Raw genomic sequence first — 17,014 nt, 5'->3', positions numbered from 1 at the left:
TGATGGGAGAGAATGTTCAAGAGTGGATTCTAAATGTTCAGATAAAGACATAAAAAAATGAGCGTATTTACATACACTCATTTTTACTACATTTTACTAAAATTTGCTTAACTGACTGGCATTACTCCAGAGGGGTGCTTTTTTTATTTTTGATAATTGTACTACCTCAAATAACTGAATCAGATACACAGAGTCTTACTTTTATCTAAAGATCGCTTTCTATACAATCGAATAAAACCTAGACAGCTTTTAGGCTTCACAAGAATTACATCCAGGACGAATAAAATGAGTAAAGACAATATCCGAGAACATTCTGCTCCCGTCTATGAAGGCATCGAAAATGCACCGGCCCGTTCCATGATGCGTGCCACCGGTTTTCAGGATGAAGACTTTACTCGTCCGTTTATCGGGATCGCATCGACTTGGGCCAATGTCACTCCCTGTAATATGCATATTGATGGCCTGGCACGTACAGTCGAGCAGGGCGTGAATGCTGCCGGTGGTAAGGGCATTATTTTCAATACCATCACTATTTCTGATGGGATTTCCAACGGGACTGAAGGGATGAAATACTCCTTGCTGTCGCGGGAAATTATTGCCGATTCGATTGAAGCAGTAGTTGGTTGTCAGGCCTATGATGGCGTGATTGCCATTGGCGGTTGTGACAAAAACATGCCGGGCTGCATCATGGGCTTGGCACGTTTAAACCGTCCAGGTCTGTTTATTTATGGTGGCACCATCAAGCCGGGTGAAGGGCATACCGACATGATTTCGGTATTTGAAGCGGTGGGTCAGCATGCCAAAGGCGAAATTAATGCGATTCAGGTGAAACATATTGAAGAAGTGTCTTTGCCAGGGCCGGGTTCTTGTGGGGGGATGTATACCGCCAATTCTATGGCCTCTGCGATTGAAGCTCTCGGCATGAGCCTGCCAGGCTCATCCGCACAGGAAGCGGTGTCTGAAGACAAGCAGATTGACTGTGCCCGTGCTGGTGAAGCAGTGATGAATCTACTGCGTCTGGATATCAAGCCACGTGACATCATGACCAAAGCGGCTTTTGAAAATTCAATTAAAGTATTGATTGCATTGGGTGGATCAACCAATGGAGTGCTGCATCTGTTAGCCATGGCGCATACAGCGGGTGTTGAGCTGAGCCTAGATGACTTTGTACGAATTGGTAAAGAAATTCCTGTCGTGGCCGATGTCCGTCCATCCGGTAAATATCTAATGTCGGAACTGATTGCCATTGGTGGGATCCAGCCATTGATGAAACGCATGCTGGATGCTGGCATGCTAGATGGTTCCTGCCTGACTGTGACCGGAAAAACACTGGCAGAAAACCTGGCGGATGTAGAAGATTATCCTGAAGGTCAGCAGATTATCCTGCCATTCGACCAACCGGTGAAAAAAGACTCGCATCTGATCATTATGAAAGGCAACCTGTCACCGAATGGGGCTGTGGCCAAAATTACCGGTAAAGAAGGTATATATTTCAAAGGACCGGCCCGCGTGTTTGAAGGCGAACAGGGTGCGATGCGCGGGATTCTGGATGGCGAAGTTCAGCCAGGTGAGGTAGTCGTGATTCGCGGTGTAGGTCCTAAAGGTGGACCGGGCATGCCGGAAATGCTAAAACCGACTTCTGCTATTATTGGTAAAGGTCTGGGGGATTCAGTCGCACTGATTACTGATGGCCGTTTCTCAGGCGGAAGTCATGGTTTTGTGATTGGTCATGTCACACCGGAAGCCTATGAGGGTGGCCCGATTGGTCTGGTGCAAAATGGCGATGAAATTTCCATTAATGCGGAAACCCGTGAAATGACCTGGCATATTTCGGATGAAGAGCTTGCTGCACGTCAGGCGGCCTGGGTGAAACCGAAACCGAATTACACTCACGGGGCACTGGCGAAATTCGCCAAACTGACCTCTGGGGCGGAGACCGGGGCCGTGACTGACCTAAATCTTGAAATCTAAAGTCCTAGAAAACATTGAACATTTGTTGCTGACTTGATATAAGTTTTGCACAAGACTTATATCAGGTCATAAACATCCTCATAATAGGATGTTGAATAAAACGATCCTGCTGGCAAGGGCTGGCATGACAAAATCTTTTCGAGGCACCTCTCATGTCCCTGCTACGCCGTTGGTTTGATCCAATCCGATCGAGTTGGTTTTACCAGAAACCAGTTCGTCAAACGGTGTTATCTATTGAAGATGGCTTGAGCATCCATTTAAGACTGGATGATGTTTATAGTTATCTGGCGGTACAACAGTTACCGCAACTGGAAGAAATTCTCAGTCCGGAACTGAAGCCACTCAAAGTCATCATTTCAGATCAGCGGGCTGAGCCGCCTAATCAGATGTCTTTTGATGAATGGCAGCACTATTGCCTGAATGATGCCAAAATTTTATCTAAACAGCATCGTTTCAGCTTTCATGAGACCCCAGAATTACCGACAGCTGAAGCCTTAAAGCAGGCAGAAACCATCCTGAGAAATACGCCACTACGCGGACAGGATTTTCTGTATTTGCTGGAAGATGTCTTTCATATGCTCTGGCAAAAACAGAACGGAAAATTACGCACTTTATATGCGATGGCCAGCCGTCATCATTCGCCGCAGAATTTTCCGGAACGAATTTTTGAGCATAGTCCGATTCTGGCCAGTTATTTCCAGTTTGGCGGACGCCAGTATCAGGCGGTAGATGATCTGTTACGTCTGACCCGTCGCCTGAAACAGCAGAGATTACTGACCGGCAATCCGATTTTCCTGATCAATCATATTGAATGGCGTGAGCATCTGATCAGTGATGCCGAAGAGCTGAATGAAATCCAGTCCATGGACCCGGAGCTAGACCTGTATATCGCTCTGGAAGATCCGATTTCCTGGTTATTGCTAGCCTATATTAAGGAAGAGTTGGCTGATTTTTATAATATCCAGTTGAATGTCTATCCGCTGTCTTATCAGGGACGCGACTGGTTTGACTGGAGTCTGGCGACGCGCTTATCCAAGCGAACTGAAGTCAAATTTACCCCATTCTGCCGGCCAACCGAGCAGGCCGTGATGCCGATGGCGCAATTGTTTTATAGCTGTCCGGAAGAGCAGCGGATTGAAGCCATGTACCAGATTCTGGAAGCGGTCTGGACTCGTGGTTATGATCTGTCTTATGCAGCGCATTTCAAGCGTATGCAGCAGGAACTGAATATTACTGAACTGACCCAGGAAGACGTTCTGGCCAAGTTGCAGGATAATGACACCTTATGTGAAATGAAGTCCCAGCCGAATCTACCGGTGCTGGAACTGCGTATTGATGGGCAAAGTTATACATTTAATAGCTTATATCGTGTCTGGATGATTGAAAGTATTTTCAGTAATGTGTTAGAAGAAAAGTATAAGAGTGATAACTAAACTGAAAGTGACTGAATAAACATGGAAAAAATCAAAGCTGAATCATTACAACATGCACGTCAACAGATCGATGCCATTGATACAGCTTTAGTCGAGCTGATCGCTGCGCGTCAATTTTATGTTGATCAAACCACCCGTTTTAAAAAAACTGAAACTGATCTGCAATCACCGGAGCGTATGGAGCAGATCGTGGAAAATGTCAAAGCCTTGGCACAACAGCAGGGTGTGGATCAGGCGTTTATTGAACATCTGTACCGGGAAATGTTCCAGTATTTCATTCAGCGTGAACTGAAAGAATTCCGTCCTTAAATAATTTTCAAATCCGATTTTTGCTGATGAATCTGATGAGTTTCGGCACATCCATCTGAAGCCTCAACATTTGCTTGAGGCTTCCTTCTTAAAACCCTGATTTTACTCTATTCGTGATTTCTATAGCATGAGCTTAAATCAATTTAGGGTCATCAGATGACTGCTTTTATTATTGCTATTTTTGCTCTGGCTGGCCTGATTAAAGGCACCATTGGATTAGGTTTGCCTGCGGTGTCCATGGGTTTGCTGACCATATTTATGAGCCCATTCCAGGCAGCAACTTTACTGATCGTGCCTTCAATGCTGACCAATTTTTGGCAACTCTTTGCTGAAGGTCATGTACTGAAACTGATTCGCCGTTTCTGGCTATTGTTGGCAGGCATTATCCTGGGTTCAGTTTGGAGTATTTTCCCGACCTTGGGTCATTCTGAATTTCATAGTGAAGCCTTACTGGGCGGGATGCTTGCCCTGTATGGCCTATATGGTTTACTGGCGAAACGGATGCCAGATTTAAGCCAGCACGAAAAGTGGCTTTCTCCGATTATGGGATATCTCGGCGGGGCCTTGACCGTGGCAACTGGGGTAGTGGTAATTCCAGTCGTGCCTTATTTGCAAACCCTGCATTTAAAACGTGATGATCTGGTTCAGGCCTTAGGGTTGGTATTTACCACCTCAACGGTGTGTTTGGCAATTTTCCTGCACCAAAACCCGGTAGAAGATATGCCGATTGATTATGCCATGTCGGCGATTGCACTGATTCCAGCTTTGATCGGGATGTGGTTTGGCAAAAAAATCCGTTCCCGTATCCCTGAACAGAAATTCCGGACAGTATTTTTTATCGGCCTGATCACCTTAGGCAGCTATATGATGCTGCATCAATTCGGCTGGATTTAATTCAGGATTTTTTGTACATCCGCAGAAATGAGGAACTGGCTAAAGTGCTGATAGGCGGTGCTCAGTTCATCAAAGTTCTTTGCAGCTAACAATAACTTGCGGTTGGCCCAATCTCCCGTCAGTTGGATTTGATGAAATGCATAGAGCTTCGACAAACGTTGTGCAGCACGTTTTGGCATGATCGCGATACCTACACCATTGGCCACAACCTGGGCAATGGCGGCAAAATTTGGTAAGCGTAAACGGTATTGAATCTCACAGTTCAGCAAGCGAGCCTGGGTTTCAATCGACTGCTGCAAAGAGTGATATTGCATCAGACCAACAAAGGGATAATTCAGACAGTCTGCTAATGTTAATGCCTGATTCGTTGCCAGATCATGTTGTTCAGGGCAGATCAGCACCAGAGGATCATCTGAAAATTCCAGAGTCTGTAATTGTGGCGCAGGAAAAAAGCTGGAAATAAGTCCTAGCTTGGCAGTACCACTCGCTAAAGCTGCAATAATGTCCTTGCTCTCTGCTTCTTTGAGGTCGATCTGGATATTTGGGTTATTCACCAGATACTGGGGCAATAATAGGGGAAGGTACTCACTTTGTGCTGAAGAGTTACACCATAAGCTGATATTGGAATGGAGTCCTTCACTAAAACCGGCCATGGCTTGAGACAACTGTTGTCCCTGTTGCAACAGGGCTTGGGCATGCTCAGCAAAGACCTGACCTGCAAAAGTCATTTTCACCCCGCCAGAATGGCGGCTGAACAGACTGACCTGATATTGCTGTTCCAGCTTTTTAATCCGCTCACTGGCTGCCTGTAAGGAAATGGCAGAGCGTTCAGCACCTTTGGTCAGACTACCTGTGTCGACTATATTGAGAAAAAGACGTAAATCAAAAAAATCCAGACGCATCGGCAGGATGCTCATATAAAAGATCAGGCCTATTTAAACAATTCTTACGATATAAAAAAAGCAGCCTGGAGGCTGCTTGAAAATTTAAGTCTTCACATTATTTTTTATCGACCAGGCTAAAGAACCAGTTCAGGAACAGGGCAGCAAAGGTCGCTGTACCAATTCCGCCTAGGTTAAAGTTACCGAAGGTCAGGGCAAAGTCACCTGTACCCAGAATAATCGTTACTGCTGCCACCATCAGGTTTTTGTTCTGTGAAAAATCGACTTTATTTTCGATCCAGATTTTCGCACCGGCAATAGTAATCAGACCAAAGACCACAATTGAGGCGCCGGTTAAAATCGCTGTTGGAATGGTATGAATAATCGCACCAAATTTCGGCGATAAACCGAGGAATACTGCAAATACACCGGCAACAGCAAAGATAATCGTTGAATAGACACGGGTAACTGCCATCACACCAATATTTTCACCATAGGTAGTCATACCCGGTGCGCCCACACCACCTGCCAAGGTAGTTGCAATACCGTCCGCCACAAAGGCTTTACCGATATACGGATCTAGATTCTCACCGGTCATGGCACCCACGGCTTTAATATGTCCCAGGTTTTCTGCAATCAGAATCAAGGCAATTGGCGCAATGATCAGCATGGCATTGGTATCAAATACAGGTGCATGGAAGCTCGGAACACCAAACCAGCCAGCTTGCTGAATGGGCGCAAAATCAATTGCAGTCCCATAGCCCATTACATTACTTAAAATGTAGTAAATGAAGTAAGCCAGCAATAAACCGATCAAGAGCAATAAACGCTGTACCAGACCTGTGGTAAACACCGCAATGGAACCCATACACAGCACGGTCACCAGTGACATCCACATATTAAAGGTATTGCCCATGACGTTTTTCACGGTCACAGGGGCCAGGTTCAGACCAATAATCATCACCACCGCACCGGTCACGACAGGCGGCATCAATTTTTCAATCCAGCGGGTTCCCGTTACCATCACCAGAACACCCATCAAGGCATAAAGCACACCACAGGCAATAATCCCGCCAGCAGCGACACCAATATTTGGATTCAGTCCGCCAGCACCTGCATAACCGGTTGCCGCAATCACCACCCCAATGAACGCAAAGCTTGAACCCAGATAACTTGGTACACGACCACCCGTGATCAGGAAGAACAGGATGGTGCAGATCCCCGACATTAAAATGGCCAGATTGGGATCAAAACCCATTAGAAATGGCGCCAGTACCGTCGCTCCGAACATGGCAAAGGCATGTTGTACCCCCAAGATCAGGGTCTGGGCAGGCGGTAAATACTCTGCGGTACCTACTGGTCGTGCATCGATACTACCCTCATAAGGGCGCCACTTGGGAAACCAATTGGACATAAAATGAGCACTCAAAAGATAAATTGTGCACATCATACTCTTGTTTTTTAGAAGATTTAATCACTGAAACAAAATTTTTGTTCAAATTAATTCTATGACTTTATTTGATATTTTACCGTGCGGTAAAAGTTTTTTAAATCAAAACTAAAGTTAAATCAGTGGATTAATTCCCGGACAATTCATATTCAACTTCTATAAGTAATTTCAATTTGATATATAAATAAAGCTTTTTTTGGCTATTGACTGATCAATAAAAAAGCACATCGTGTAGATGTGCTTTAAATGGAAGGGAAAAAATCAACCGGTATTTCGTAAACCGGCGGCAATACCGGCAATACTCACCATTAGGGCATGATCGACTGGCGTGTGTTCAGCCTGCTGCTGTTCCAGATATAATCGACGACGTTTCATCAGTTCGGCTTGCAGTAAATGGAGCGGTAACAGATAAGGTTTACGCACGGTCATGGACTGGTCCAAGACACCATTACTGCTCAGCAGTTTTGATTCATCTTTTAAAGTGAGTAGGGTCTGGATGGCATCTTGCAAGCGTTGACGCAGTTCCGTGCCGAGCTCTTTCAGGTCTTCATCCTGAGTCAGATGTGATTCGTAATAGAGCGCGACATTGCTGTCTGCTTTGGAGAGTACCATTTCCAGCATATCAATTAAGGTCTGGAAATAAGGCCATTCGGTTAGCATCTCATCCAGAATTGTACGTTGCCCTTGATCCAGTACCTCATTTAATGCGGCACCGGTACCCAGCCAGGCTGGTAACATCAGACGGATTTGGGTCCAGGCGAAGACCCAGGGAATAGCACGCAAGGATTCAATTCCACCGCTGACCTTACGTTTGGCAGGACGTGAACCAAGCGGCAGCATTTGCAGTTCCAGTTCTGGGGTCACGGTACGCAGGTATTTTACGAAATGCGGATTTTCACGTACCGTCTGACGATAGACTTGTACTGACAGATCAGTCATTTTATGCATCAGATCACGCCATTCCGGTTTTGGTTCAGGTGGCGGTAATAAAGTCGCTTCCAGCGTCGCCGCTGTATAAATTTCCAGATTTTGTAGTGCGATTTCTTCCAGACCGAATTTAAAGCGGATCATTTCACCCTGTTCAGTCACCCGAATAGCGCCTGAAATAGAGCCTGGTGGTTGCGAGAACAAGGCTTGCTGGGTGGGTGCACCGCCGCGGCTGATCGAACCGCCACGACCATGGAACAGGGTCAGCTGGATACCATGCTGTTTAGCAACTGCGGTCAGTTCTTCCTGCGCACGGTACTGTGCCCAGTTGGCTGACATAAAGCCGGCATCTTTGGCCGAATCCGAATAACCAATCATGACTTCATGCTTACCCTGAATATGCTGTTTGTACCAGTGCATATTAAAGAGTGTCGACATGGTGTCAGCAGCGCCGTCGAGATCTTTTAAGGTTTCAAATAAAGGTACTACCCGTAAAGGCTGTTTAATCCCAGCTTCTTTTTGCAGCAGCAAGACAGCCAGCACATCACTTGGGTATTCGGCCATGGAAATAATATAGGCACCCAGAGACTCACTTGGCTGTTCGGCCAATGTGCGCATGGTGGTAAACACTTCCTGCACATCCGGATGTTCAATCAGGCTACCCGCTGGTTCATTCAGGTGTTTAGGTAGTAGAGGCCGTTTACTTTGCAGTTCCTGCAACAGGAAGTTTTGACGGGCCTGTTCAGTCCAAGTTTCGAAATTACCCAGACCCAGATATTCAGTAATGGCTGAAATGGCCTGACGATGACGACCAGATTCCTGACGAATATCCAGTTTGAGGAGTTCAATGCCGAAACAGTTGACCCGGTAAATCAGGTCCAGCAGACTGCTATTGGCAAGTTCTGCCAGATTGCACGCCATCAATGAGCGATAACAGGTCAGTAACGGTTTTAATAACTCATCTTTACTTTTAATCACCCGACTATCATCCGCATCTTTGCCATGCAGTTTTTCAGCCAGCCAAGCACGGGTAATTTTTAGACGTTCACGTATATCGCGTAAATATTCACGGTACGGTTCAGGATGTTGGTGGCCTAACGCCTGTGTAATTTCATCACTGCATTGCTGAATAGAAAGTTCCCAGCGCAGGTTTTCAATATCACGCAAATACAGGTCGGCTGCTTTCCAGCGCGACAACCACAATACTTCCTGGGTCACATTATGCGTCACATTCGGGTTGCCATCCCTGTCGCCACCCATCCAGGAAGCGAAACGTACCGGAGCAACATCTAGCGGCAAAGTCTGGCCACATTGTTCCTCAACCATGCCGTTCAGTTCACGAATGAATTTGGGTACAGCATTCCAGAGGGTCTGTTCGATTGTCGTAAAGCCCCATTTGGCTTCATCCACCGGGGTTGGGCGATGTTGACGGATTTCGTCCGTTTGCCAGGCAGAACTGATGAGCTGTTTTAAGTCAGCCAAGACCGCCTGACGTTCACGCGGGGTCAATTTCTGCTGGTCAAATTTGGACAGGGCATTATTGATGCCATCATATTTCTGGATCAGGGTGCGTCGACTGACTTCTGTTGGATGTGCGGTCAGCACCAGTTCAATTTTTAATTCACAAATTTGCTGATATAAGGTTTCTGCAGAAATTTCCTGCTGTTTGAATTTTTCAAATAAAGGCACCAGAGGATTTGGAGATTCTGTGCTTTCCTCAAATTCGCTTTGACGGCGACGACGTACCACATGGTACTGTTCGGCAATATTGGCAAAGTTTAAGAAATGGGTGAAGGCACGGGTCAATGGCAGGATTTCATGATCTTCTAAAGTCAGGAATAATTGTTCCAGCTGTTTTTCTGCTTCCACCTGTCCATCGCGAGCGCCTTTCGATAAGGCCCGAATTTGCTCGACCTGATTAAACAAATCTTGCCCCGCATGTAACTTCAGGGTTTCTCCCAGCAAATTACCCAGTAAACGTACGTCTTCGCGTAGAGGTGCATCAATCTGTTGAACCATTTTTTATATCCCTCCGATTCTTCCTTTGACTATACCCCGACTGCATGACAATCCAAGTCTTTTGCAGACAAAAGTTGAATATCATTTGTTGATAATTGGATGAATTTTAGTCCTTACGCTGTTGCAAGGATCAGGCCAGATAGAAGAAATTTAACGGGAAATTGCATATTTCAGCATAAAGATCTCGATGGCCTGCTGAATGATCTGATGGCGTTGCTGCATGTCGGGTAGCGGACTTAAGCCCAATAAGACTTTGTGATGTCGCATACCTAACAGTAAGGACACCATCAGTTCGGTCTGATGCTGCGGATCATCAGTCTGGATAAATTGATGTTGCTGCGCCTGCTCAAAGAAATCATGCCAGGCCTGATTCAGCTTGATATGTGAGGCTGTATAAAAACGTTCCGCCAACGGATTTTTTTCATAGGCGAGTTGCATGATGAGCAGGTCCAGTTTGAGAGCTTCCGGCAGATTGGCAATATTGAATGAGCGCAGACAGATCTGATACAGCTCCTGCTGAAAATCACTATCAGGCTGCAGAACTTTAGGAGATTCTTGCAGAATTGCCTCACAGGTTTCTTCAACCGCACAGCTAAACAGCGTGGCCTTATCCTGAAAATGATTATAGACAGTGAGTTTGGTCACACCGGCTTCCAGCGCAATCTGGTTCATGCTGGAACCATGATAACCATGCTGTAAAAACAGCTGTTTCGCTGCGTTCAGAATACGCTGGCGTTTCTCCAGATCCTTGGGCCGTCCAACCGGTATTTGCACAATTTCATCCAAAAAAATTCAATATGGTCATTGTTTTAACTGCAGAATCCTAATTAGTGTACCGGGTGGTATATTAATTAAAAAATAAGCAATTTATATATCTACCTATTTTGCCCTAAAAATGATGATTAGATAAGAGCGAACAATAATGAGCACGATACAGAGCGCACTGGCTGGCATGATCGTCCTATGCAGTATGGCTTTCTCAGGATGTAGCAAGGACAGCGCTGCAGCAGAACAGGAAGTTCCATTTGTCATGGTGACCACACCGAAAACTTCACATCAGGAATTGAAAAGCTATGCCGGTGATGTCCAGGCACGTCAGCAAACAGCACTGGCATTCCGGGTAGGCGGGCAGGTCACCCAGCGCTTTGTCGATGTGGGCGATCAGGTAAAAGTGGGGCAGGTCTTGGCGACCCTAGATGTGAAAGATGCTCAACTTCAATTAAATGCAGCACGTGCCCAGCTGGAAAGTGCTCAATCGGCCAGTAAAATTGCTCAGGATGAATTACAGCGTTTCAAGCAGCTGTTACCCACCAATGCCGTGAGCCGTTCGCAATATGATGCGATTGAAAACCAATATAAGGCAGCCGCGTCAAATCTGAAACAGGCCCAGTCTAATTATGATACGGCTAAAAATCAGACTGCTTATAACCAGCTCATTGCCAATAAAAGTGGGGTAATTACTGCACGTAATATCGAAATTGGTCAGGTCGTTGCAGCAGGGCAGGCGGCCTTTGAACTGGCGATAGCCGGTGAGCGTGAAGTCGTGATTGGGGTTCCTGAACAGGCGATTTCCGAAATTAAAACCGGTCAGCCGGCCTGGGTCACGTTATGGTCCAAACCGAATGAAAAATTCGCCGCCTTTGTTCGTGAGATTTCACCTGCAGCAGATCAATCGCGTACCTTCCGGGTGAAAGTGGCTTTACGCGAAGGTAATAGCCAGATCCAGCTCGGTCAGAGTGCCCGGGTGTTCTTCCAGAACAGTCAGGACAATATCCTTAGCGTTCCTTTATCCAGCGTTTCAGCGACCGATCAGCAGGCCTATGTGATGGTAGTCAAGCCGGATCATACCATCCGCAAAGTGCCGGTTCAGCTGGGTGCTTATGGCCGTGATTCTGTACCAGTTCTCAGTGGGTTAAAGGCTGATGATTATGTGGTGATTGGTGGGGTGCATCTGCTGCGTGACCAGCAAAAAATAAATCCGATTGACCGTGAAAACCGTAGTGTGAAAATTCAGGCAGGGAGTTAAACATGAACTTTAACCTGTCTGAATGGGCCTTAAAGAATAAAGGTCTGGTACTGTATTTCATGATCCTGCTCGGTTTGGTGGGCATCGTATCCTATTCCAAACTGTCACAAAGTGAGGATCCGCCGTTTACCTTTAAGGTGATGGTAATCCAGACCTACTGGCCGGGTGCAAGTGCTAAAGAAGTATCCTTACAGGTTACCGACCGGATTGAAAAAGAGTTGATGACTACCGGACAGTATGACCGGATCATGGCCTATTCCCGTCCGGGGGAATCCATGGTGACCTTTATTGCCAAGGATTCTTTGGCTTCCAAAGATGTCGCAGATGTCTGGTATAACGTCCGTAAGAAGATTAATGATATTCGCCATGAATTACCGCAAGGCGTACAAGGTCCATTCTTTAATGATGAGTTTGGTGATACCTTTGGCAACATCTATGTCATCAAGGGCAATGACTTCGATTATGCGACGCTTAAAGAATATGCCGACCGTTTACAGTTACAGTTGCAACGGGTCAAGGATGTCGCCAAAGTTGAACTGATCGGTCTGCAGGACCAGAAAATCTGGATCGAAATCTCCAACACCAAAGCTACCCAGCTCGGTATTCCGGTCACTGCCATTCAGCAGGCACTGCAGCAGCAAAATGCCATGACTCAGGCGGGCTTTTTTGAAACCGGTTCTGACCGGATTCAGGTGCGGGTCAGTGGTGCGCTGAATAATGTCGAAGAACTGCAGCAGCTACCTTTACTGGTGAATGGCAAGACCATCCAGCTTGGCGATGTGGCGGAGGTTTATCGTGGCTTTACCGATCCGGCCCAGCCACGGATGCGCTTTATGGGCGAAAATGGCATCGGTATTGCTGTATCGATGCGTAAAGGCGGTGACATTATTGCCTTGGGTAAAAATCTGGAACAGGAATTTGGCCGGTTGCAGAAAACTTTGCCTCTGGGGATGGATCTGCAAAAAGTCTCAGATCAGCCGGTAGCAGTGAAACGCAGTATTAATGAATTTATGAAAGTTCTGGCTGAGGCAGTGATTATTGTTCTCTTGGTCAGTTTTTTCTCACTCGGTTTCCGTACTGGTCTGGTGGTGGCGTTCTCGATTCCGCTGGTATTGGCGATGACCTTTGCCGGGATGCAACTGTTTGATGTCGGTCTGCATAAGATTTCTCTGGGTGCCCTGATTCTGGCACTTGGCCTGTTGGTGGATGACGCGATCATTGCTATTGAAATGATGGCAATCAAAATGGAGCAGGGCTTTAGCCGCTTACAGGCAGCCGGTCATGCCTGGCGGACGACTGCTTTTCCAATGCTGACTGGAACCCTGATTACTGCTGCCGGTTTCCTGCCGATTGCGACAGCAGCATCCAGTACTGGGGAATATACCCGCTCGATTTTCCAAGTGGTGACGCTGGCACTGTTAGTATCCTGGATTGCCGCAGTCCTGTTTGTACCTTATTTAGGTGACAAACTTCTGCCAGATTTCAATAAGGATCTGGTGCAGAGAGCGCCATGGTATCAACGTCTCTGGGCGCGCTTACGCAAACGCTCTGAACCGGAGCCGCTGGTGCATCATGCCGGTGAACATCATGATCCTTATCAAACCAAGTTCTATCAGGGCTTTCGCCGTTGGGTGAATATCTGTGTTACCTACCGTAAAACGGTCATCGCGGCGACTGTCGGGATTTTTGTGCTATCCATTTTGATGTTTAATCTGGTGCCAAAACAATTCTTCCCGCCATCGAACCGTGCCGAAATTCTAGTAGATCTGAAACTAGAGGAGGGCGCTTCATTAAAAGCGACTGAAGCGGCAGTGAAAAAAGTTGAAAACTTCCTGTCCAAACAGGAGGGGATTGATAACTATGTGGTCTATGTGGGTACCGGTTCACCGCGTTTCTATTTGCCATTAGACCAGCAATTGCCGCAAGCCAGCTTTGCCCAGTTTGTGGTATTGGCTTCATCACTTGAAGACCGCAATGAAATCCGTAAATCCTTAAGCGACCAGATTCGGGTGCTGTTACCAGAAGCCCGTACCCGCGTATCTCTGCTGGAAAATGGCCCACCCGTCGGCTATCCATTACAGTTCCGAGTATCGGGTGAAGACCTGGGATTAGTCCGTCAATGGGCACAGAAAGTTGCAGCAACGGTCGGAGATAATCCGAATACTACTAATGTGCATCTGGACTGGGGCGAGCCAAGTAAAGTGATTAAACTGGATATCGATCAGGATCGTGCCCGTCAGTTGGGAGTAAGCAGTAGCGATTTGGCCAATTTCCTGAATAGCTCAATTTCTGGAACTGCGATTGATCAGTACCGTGAGAAACGTGAGCTGATTGAGATCCGCTTACGGGGTGATCAGGCTGAACGTATCGATGTCGGTTCACTGAGTAGTCTGGCAGTACCGACCACGAATGGGAGTTCAGTTCCTCTGGCCCAGATTGCCAAGATCGAATATAGCTTTGAAGAAGGCCTGATCTGGCATCGGAATCGCTTGCCGACCATTACCGTAAGGGCTGATATCCGGACACAACTGCAACCGGCAACCGTGGTCAACGAGCTGAAAGATCAACTTGAGCAGCTCAGATCACAAATGCCAAGTGGCTATCTGATTGAAGTAGGCGGAACAGTCGAAGAGTCTGCGCGAGGTCAGAATTCAGTGAATGCGGGGATGCCATTATTTTTAGCGGTGGTGATGACTTTGCTGATGATCCAGCTTAGAAGTATTTCACGCGCCTTTATTGTCTTCCTGACGGCGCCATTGGGCATTATTGGCGTGGTCTTATTCCTGTTAATTTTCAATAAACCTTTTGGTTTTGTGGCCATGCTGGGTACGATTGCCTTATCAGGCATGATCATGCGTAACTCGTTGATTCTCATTGACCAGATTGAACAGGATATTCAGGCAGGTGAATCGCAATGGAATGCAATTATCAATGCCACAGTGCGCCGTTGCCGTCCGATTGTCCTGACTGCACTGGCTGCCGTTCTGGCCATGATTCCTTTATCCAGAAGCATTTTTTTCGGGCCAATGGCGGTTGCCATTATGGGAGGATTGATCGTTGCAACGCTATTAACGCTGTTTTTCCTGCCAGCCTTATATGCACAATGGTTTAAAGTGAAAAAAAGTTTAAATTCTGTTTAAATTTGTCATAATTTCAGGTGCGAAATATTGAAAATTTCAATATAGTAGTACCTGATTTTTTAATAATTCAAAAAAGACATACTGCTGCGGAACTCGCTTGTGCTGGGCCGCACACTAAGGTTGACTAAACATGACTCAAGACACACTCACCAAGATGCGACGCTCCGTGGCGATGGCTTATGTCTTCATGTTTTTTGCTTTGTTTACAGTGGTGAGCGGCATATTCGCCTACTGGTATGCACGTAAAATTACCCAGATTGATTATGCTGAAGTATGGCTGCAGGCGCAGGCACTCTGGATTATGCGCAATATTGTGATTTATTCAGTACTCGCGATTTTTGCTGCGCTCTGGTTTATTCCATTATTTTTCTTTGCTTGGGATAGCCAGCTTTGGGTAAAAGCTTGCACAGTCGCAGGTGTGGTATTCAGCTTTATTGCCATTATTTTCCTCATTAATGCCTGGTTCAAAGGCATCTTCAAATTTTCTCAAAACAAAGCCGTATTCTAAGCTTTCAATTTTTTTCAGAATTCCCCTTGTAAAGCTGGGTTTAACCCCAATTTTAGACCACAGTCAATATTAAATAGAATTCCGTGAGGAGCATCGCCAGACATGGCTAAACGTGATTATTATGAGGTTTTGGGCGTCTCTAAAACCGCTAGTGATGATGAAATTAAAAAAGCCTACCGTAAGTTGGCGATGAAATATCATCCAGACCGTAACCCGGACAATCCTGAAGCTGAAGAGAAGTTTAAAGAAGCTTCAGAAGCGTATGAAGTTCTGTCAGACAGCGAAAAACGCAGCATGTACGACCGTATGGGCCATCAAGCCTTTGAAGGTGGTATGGGCGGTGGTGCTGGCGGCTTCGGTGGTTTCAGTGCGGAAGATATTTTCAGCCAGTTTGGGGATATTTTCGGTGGAGCCTTTGGTGGGGGGGGGCGTGGCCAGCAACGTCAACGCCGTGGTTCAGACTTACGCTATGTGATGGAATTGACGCTTGAAGAAGCAGTCAAAGGCGTTAAGAAAACCATTACTTTTACTGCACCAGCACCATGTGACGCCTGTGATGGTAAAGGTTCTAAAAATCCGAACGATGTTGAAACCTGTCCAACCTGTCATGGTGCCGGCCAAGTACGTATGCAGCAAGGTTTCTTCTCGGTACAGCAAACCTGTAGTACCTGTCGTGGCCAGGGCAAGATCATTAAGAACCCATGTAATAAATGTCATGGATCAGGTGTATCTGACCGTCAGCAAACCCTAGAAGTTACTATCCCAGCCGGGGTGGACAATGGCGACCGCGTACGCTTGACTGGTAAAGGTGAAGCGATTCGTGATGGCCAATCAGGTGATCTATACGTTGAAGTCGTGGTACGTGAACACGAAATCTTCCAGCGTGACGGTGCAGATCTGTATATGGATGTGCCAATTTCAATTGCGGATGCAGCTTTGGGTAAAGAAGTTCAGATTCCGACATTAGATGGTCGTGTCAGCCTGAAAATTCCTGAAGGTACGCAAACCGGTAAACTGTTCCGCCTACGTGGTAAGGGCGTGAAACCAGTACGTTCAACCATGCAAGGTGATCTGCTTTGCCGTGTTGTTGTAGAAACACCAGTGAACCTGACTGCACGTCAACGTGAACTGTTGAAAGAGTTGCAAGCGACCATGGAAGATGAGGGCAGCCAGTCTTCTCCAAAGAAAAAATCTTTCTTTGATCGGTTGTTTGACTGATCTGGATAGATAAAAAAGGACGCTCAGGCGTCCTTTTTTATAGCTTAAATTCGGAAAAGATGTATAAGTTAGGGTCTGTTGACACTTACTGTTCATAATTAACCCTATAAAGGTAGCCATAAAAATATACAGGCTAAGGCAACAGAACTTTGATAATTTCTTTTGAGCTTGTCATATCGAGTAGCTATTCCTCTAAATTGCTTTAATCTACAAAACATATTTTCAACTAAATGCCTGA

At 46.3% G+C, this 17,014-nt stretch carries 12 protein-coding genes and 1 pseudogene; 8 read left to right on the top strand and 5 right to left on the bottom strand.

What is annotated here, in order from left to right; genetic code table 11:
* Window positions 1–285: 285 nt before the first annotated feature.
* From ilvD to FTV12_RS15105, 4 genes are all read left to right on the top strand, one after another.
* Complete coding sequence (ilvD, locus tag FTV12_RS15120) at window positions 286–1,971, top strand: dihydroxy-acid dehydratase (protein WP_180034272.1); 1,686 nt, start codon at window positions 286–288, stop codon at window positions 1,969–1,971.
* Window positions 1,972–2,123: 152 nt separating this feature from the next.
* Window positions 2,124–3,404, top strand: coding sequence for a hypothetical protein (locus tag FTV12_RS15115; RefSeq protein WP_180034271.1), 1,281 nt, complete (start codon window positions 2,124–2,126; stop codon window positions 3,402–3,404).
* Between the two features lie 21 nt (window positions 3,405–3,425).
* A complete protein-coding gene (locus FTV12_RS15110; protein WP_004780403.1) occupies window positions 3,426–3,713 on the top strand; it encodes a chorismate mutase in 288 nt (95 codons plus the stop codon).
* Between the two features lie 156 nt (window positions 3,714–3,869).
* The gene (locus FTV12_RS15105) at window positions 3,870–4,607 is read left to right on the top strand and encodes a sulfite exporter TauE/SafE family protein (protein ID WP_180034270.1); all 738 of its coding nucleotides are present in this window, start codon (window positions 3,870–3,872) and stop codon (window positions 4,605–4,607) included.
* On the opposite strand, the gene FTV12_RS15100 is transcribed toward FTV12_RS15105, so the two are convergent.
* The 4 genes from FTV12_RS15100 to FTV12_RS15085 form a co-directional block, all read right to left on the bottom strand.
* Entirely contained in the window at window positions 4,604–5,509 is a 906-nt protein-coding gene (locus FTV12_RS15100) for a LysR family transcriptional regulator (RefSeq protein WP_180034273.1), read from the bottom strand. The genes FTV12_RS15105 and FTV12_RS15100 overlap by 4 nt on opposite strands.
* A 97-nt stretch (window positions 5,510–5,606) precedes the next feature.
* Entirely contained in the window at window positions 5,607–6,902 is a 1,296-nt protein-coding gene (locus FTV12_RS15095; protein ID WP_180034269.1) for a solute carrier family 23 protein, read from the bottom strand.
* A 297-nt stretch (window positions 6,903–7,199) separates the two neighbouring features.
* A complete protein-coding gene (ppc, locus tag FTV12_RS15090) occupies window positions 7,200–9,884 on the bottom strand; it encodes a phosphoenolpyruvate carboxylase (RefSeq protein WP_180034268.1) in 2,685 nt (894 codons plus the stop codon).
* A gap of 150 nt (window positions 9,885–10,034) precedes the next feature.
* Window positions 10,035–10,658 (bottom strand): TetR/AcrR family transcriptional regulator, encoded by a 624-nt coding sequence (locus tag FTV12_RS15085; protein ID WP_179992903.1) that lies wholly within the window; start codon window positions 10,656–10,658, stop codon window positions 10,035–10,037.
* 148 nt (window positions 10,659–10,806) lie between these two features.
* On the opposite strand from FTV12_RS15085, the gene FTV12_RS15080 reads away from it, so the two are divergent.
* From FTV12_RS15080 to dnaJ, 4 genes are all read left to right on the top strand, one after another.
* Window positions 10,807–11,910 (top strand): efflux RND transporter periplasmic adaptor subunit, encoded by a 1,104-nt coding sequence (locus tag FTV12_RS15080; protein WP_180031989.1) that lies wholly within the window; start codon window positions 10,807–10,809, stop codon window positions 11,908–11,910.
* A gap of 2 nt (window positions 11,911–11,912) precedes the next feature.
* Complete coding sequence (locus tag FTV12_RS15075) at window positions 11,913–15,050, top strand: efflux RND transporter permease subunit (RefSeq protein ID WP_180034267.1); 3,138 nt, start codon at window positions 11,913–11,915, stop codon at window positions 15,048–15,050.
* Between the two features lie 130 nt (window positions 15,051–15,180).
* On the top strand, window positions 15,181–15,558 hold the full coding sequence (locus tag FTV12_RS15070) for a membrane protein (protein ID WP_034703345.1): 378 nt from the start codon (window positions 15,181–15,183) through the stop codon (window positions 15,556–15,558).
* Window positions 15,559–15,660: 102 nt separating this feature from the next.
* Complete coding sequence (gene dnaJ / locus FTV12_RS15065) at window positions 15,661–16,776, top strand: molecular chaperone DnaJ (protein ID WP_034703346.1); 1,116 nt, start codon at window positions 15,661–15,663, stop codon at window positions 16,774–16,776.
* Window positions 16,777–16,880: 104 nt separating this feature from the next.
* On the opposite strand, the pseudogene FTV12_RS15060 reads toward dnaJ, so the two are convergent.
* Window positions 16,881–17,014 (bottom strand): annotated as a pseudogene (locus FTV12_RS15060) (IS5/IS1182 family transposase); the annotation flags it as partial.

The sequence above is a fragment of the Acinetobacter sp. YH12233 genome, assembly GCF_013417725.1.
Classification (GTDB): domain Bacteria; phylum Pseudomonadota; class Gammaproteobacteria; order Pseudomonadales; family Moraxellaceae; genus Acinetobacter.
Note: the sequence above shows the minus strand (reverse complement) of the source record. Positions and strands in the feature narration are given on the sequence as shown.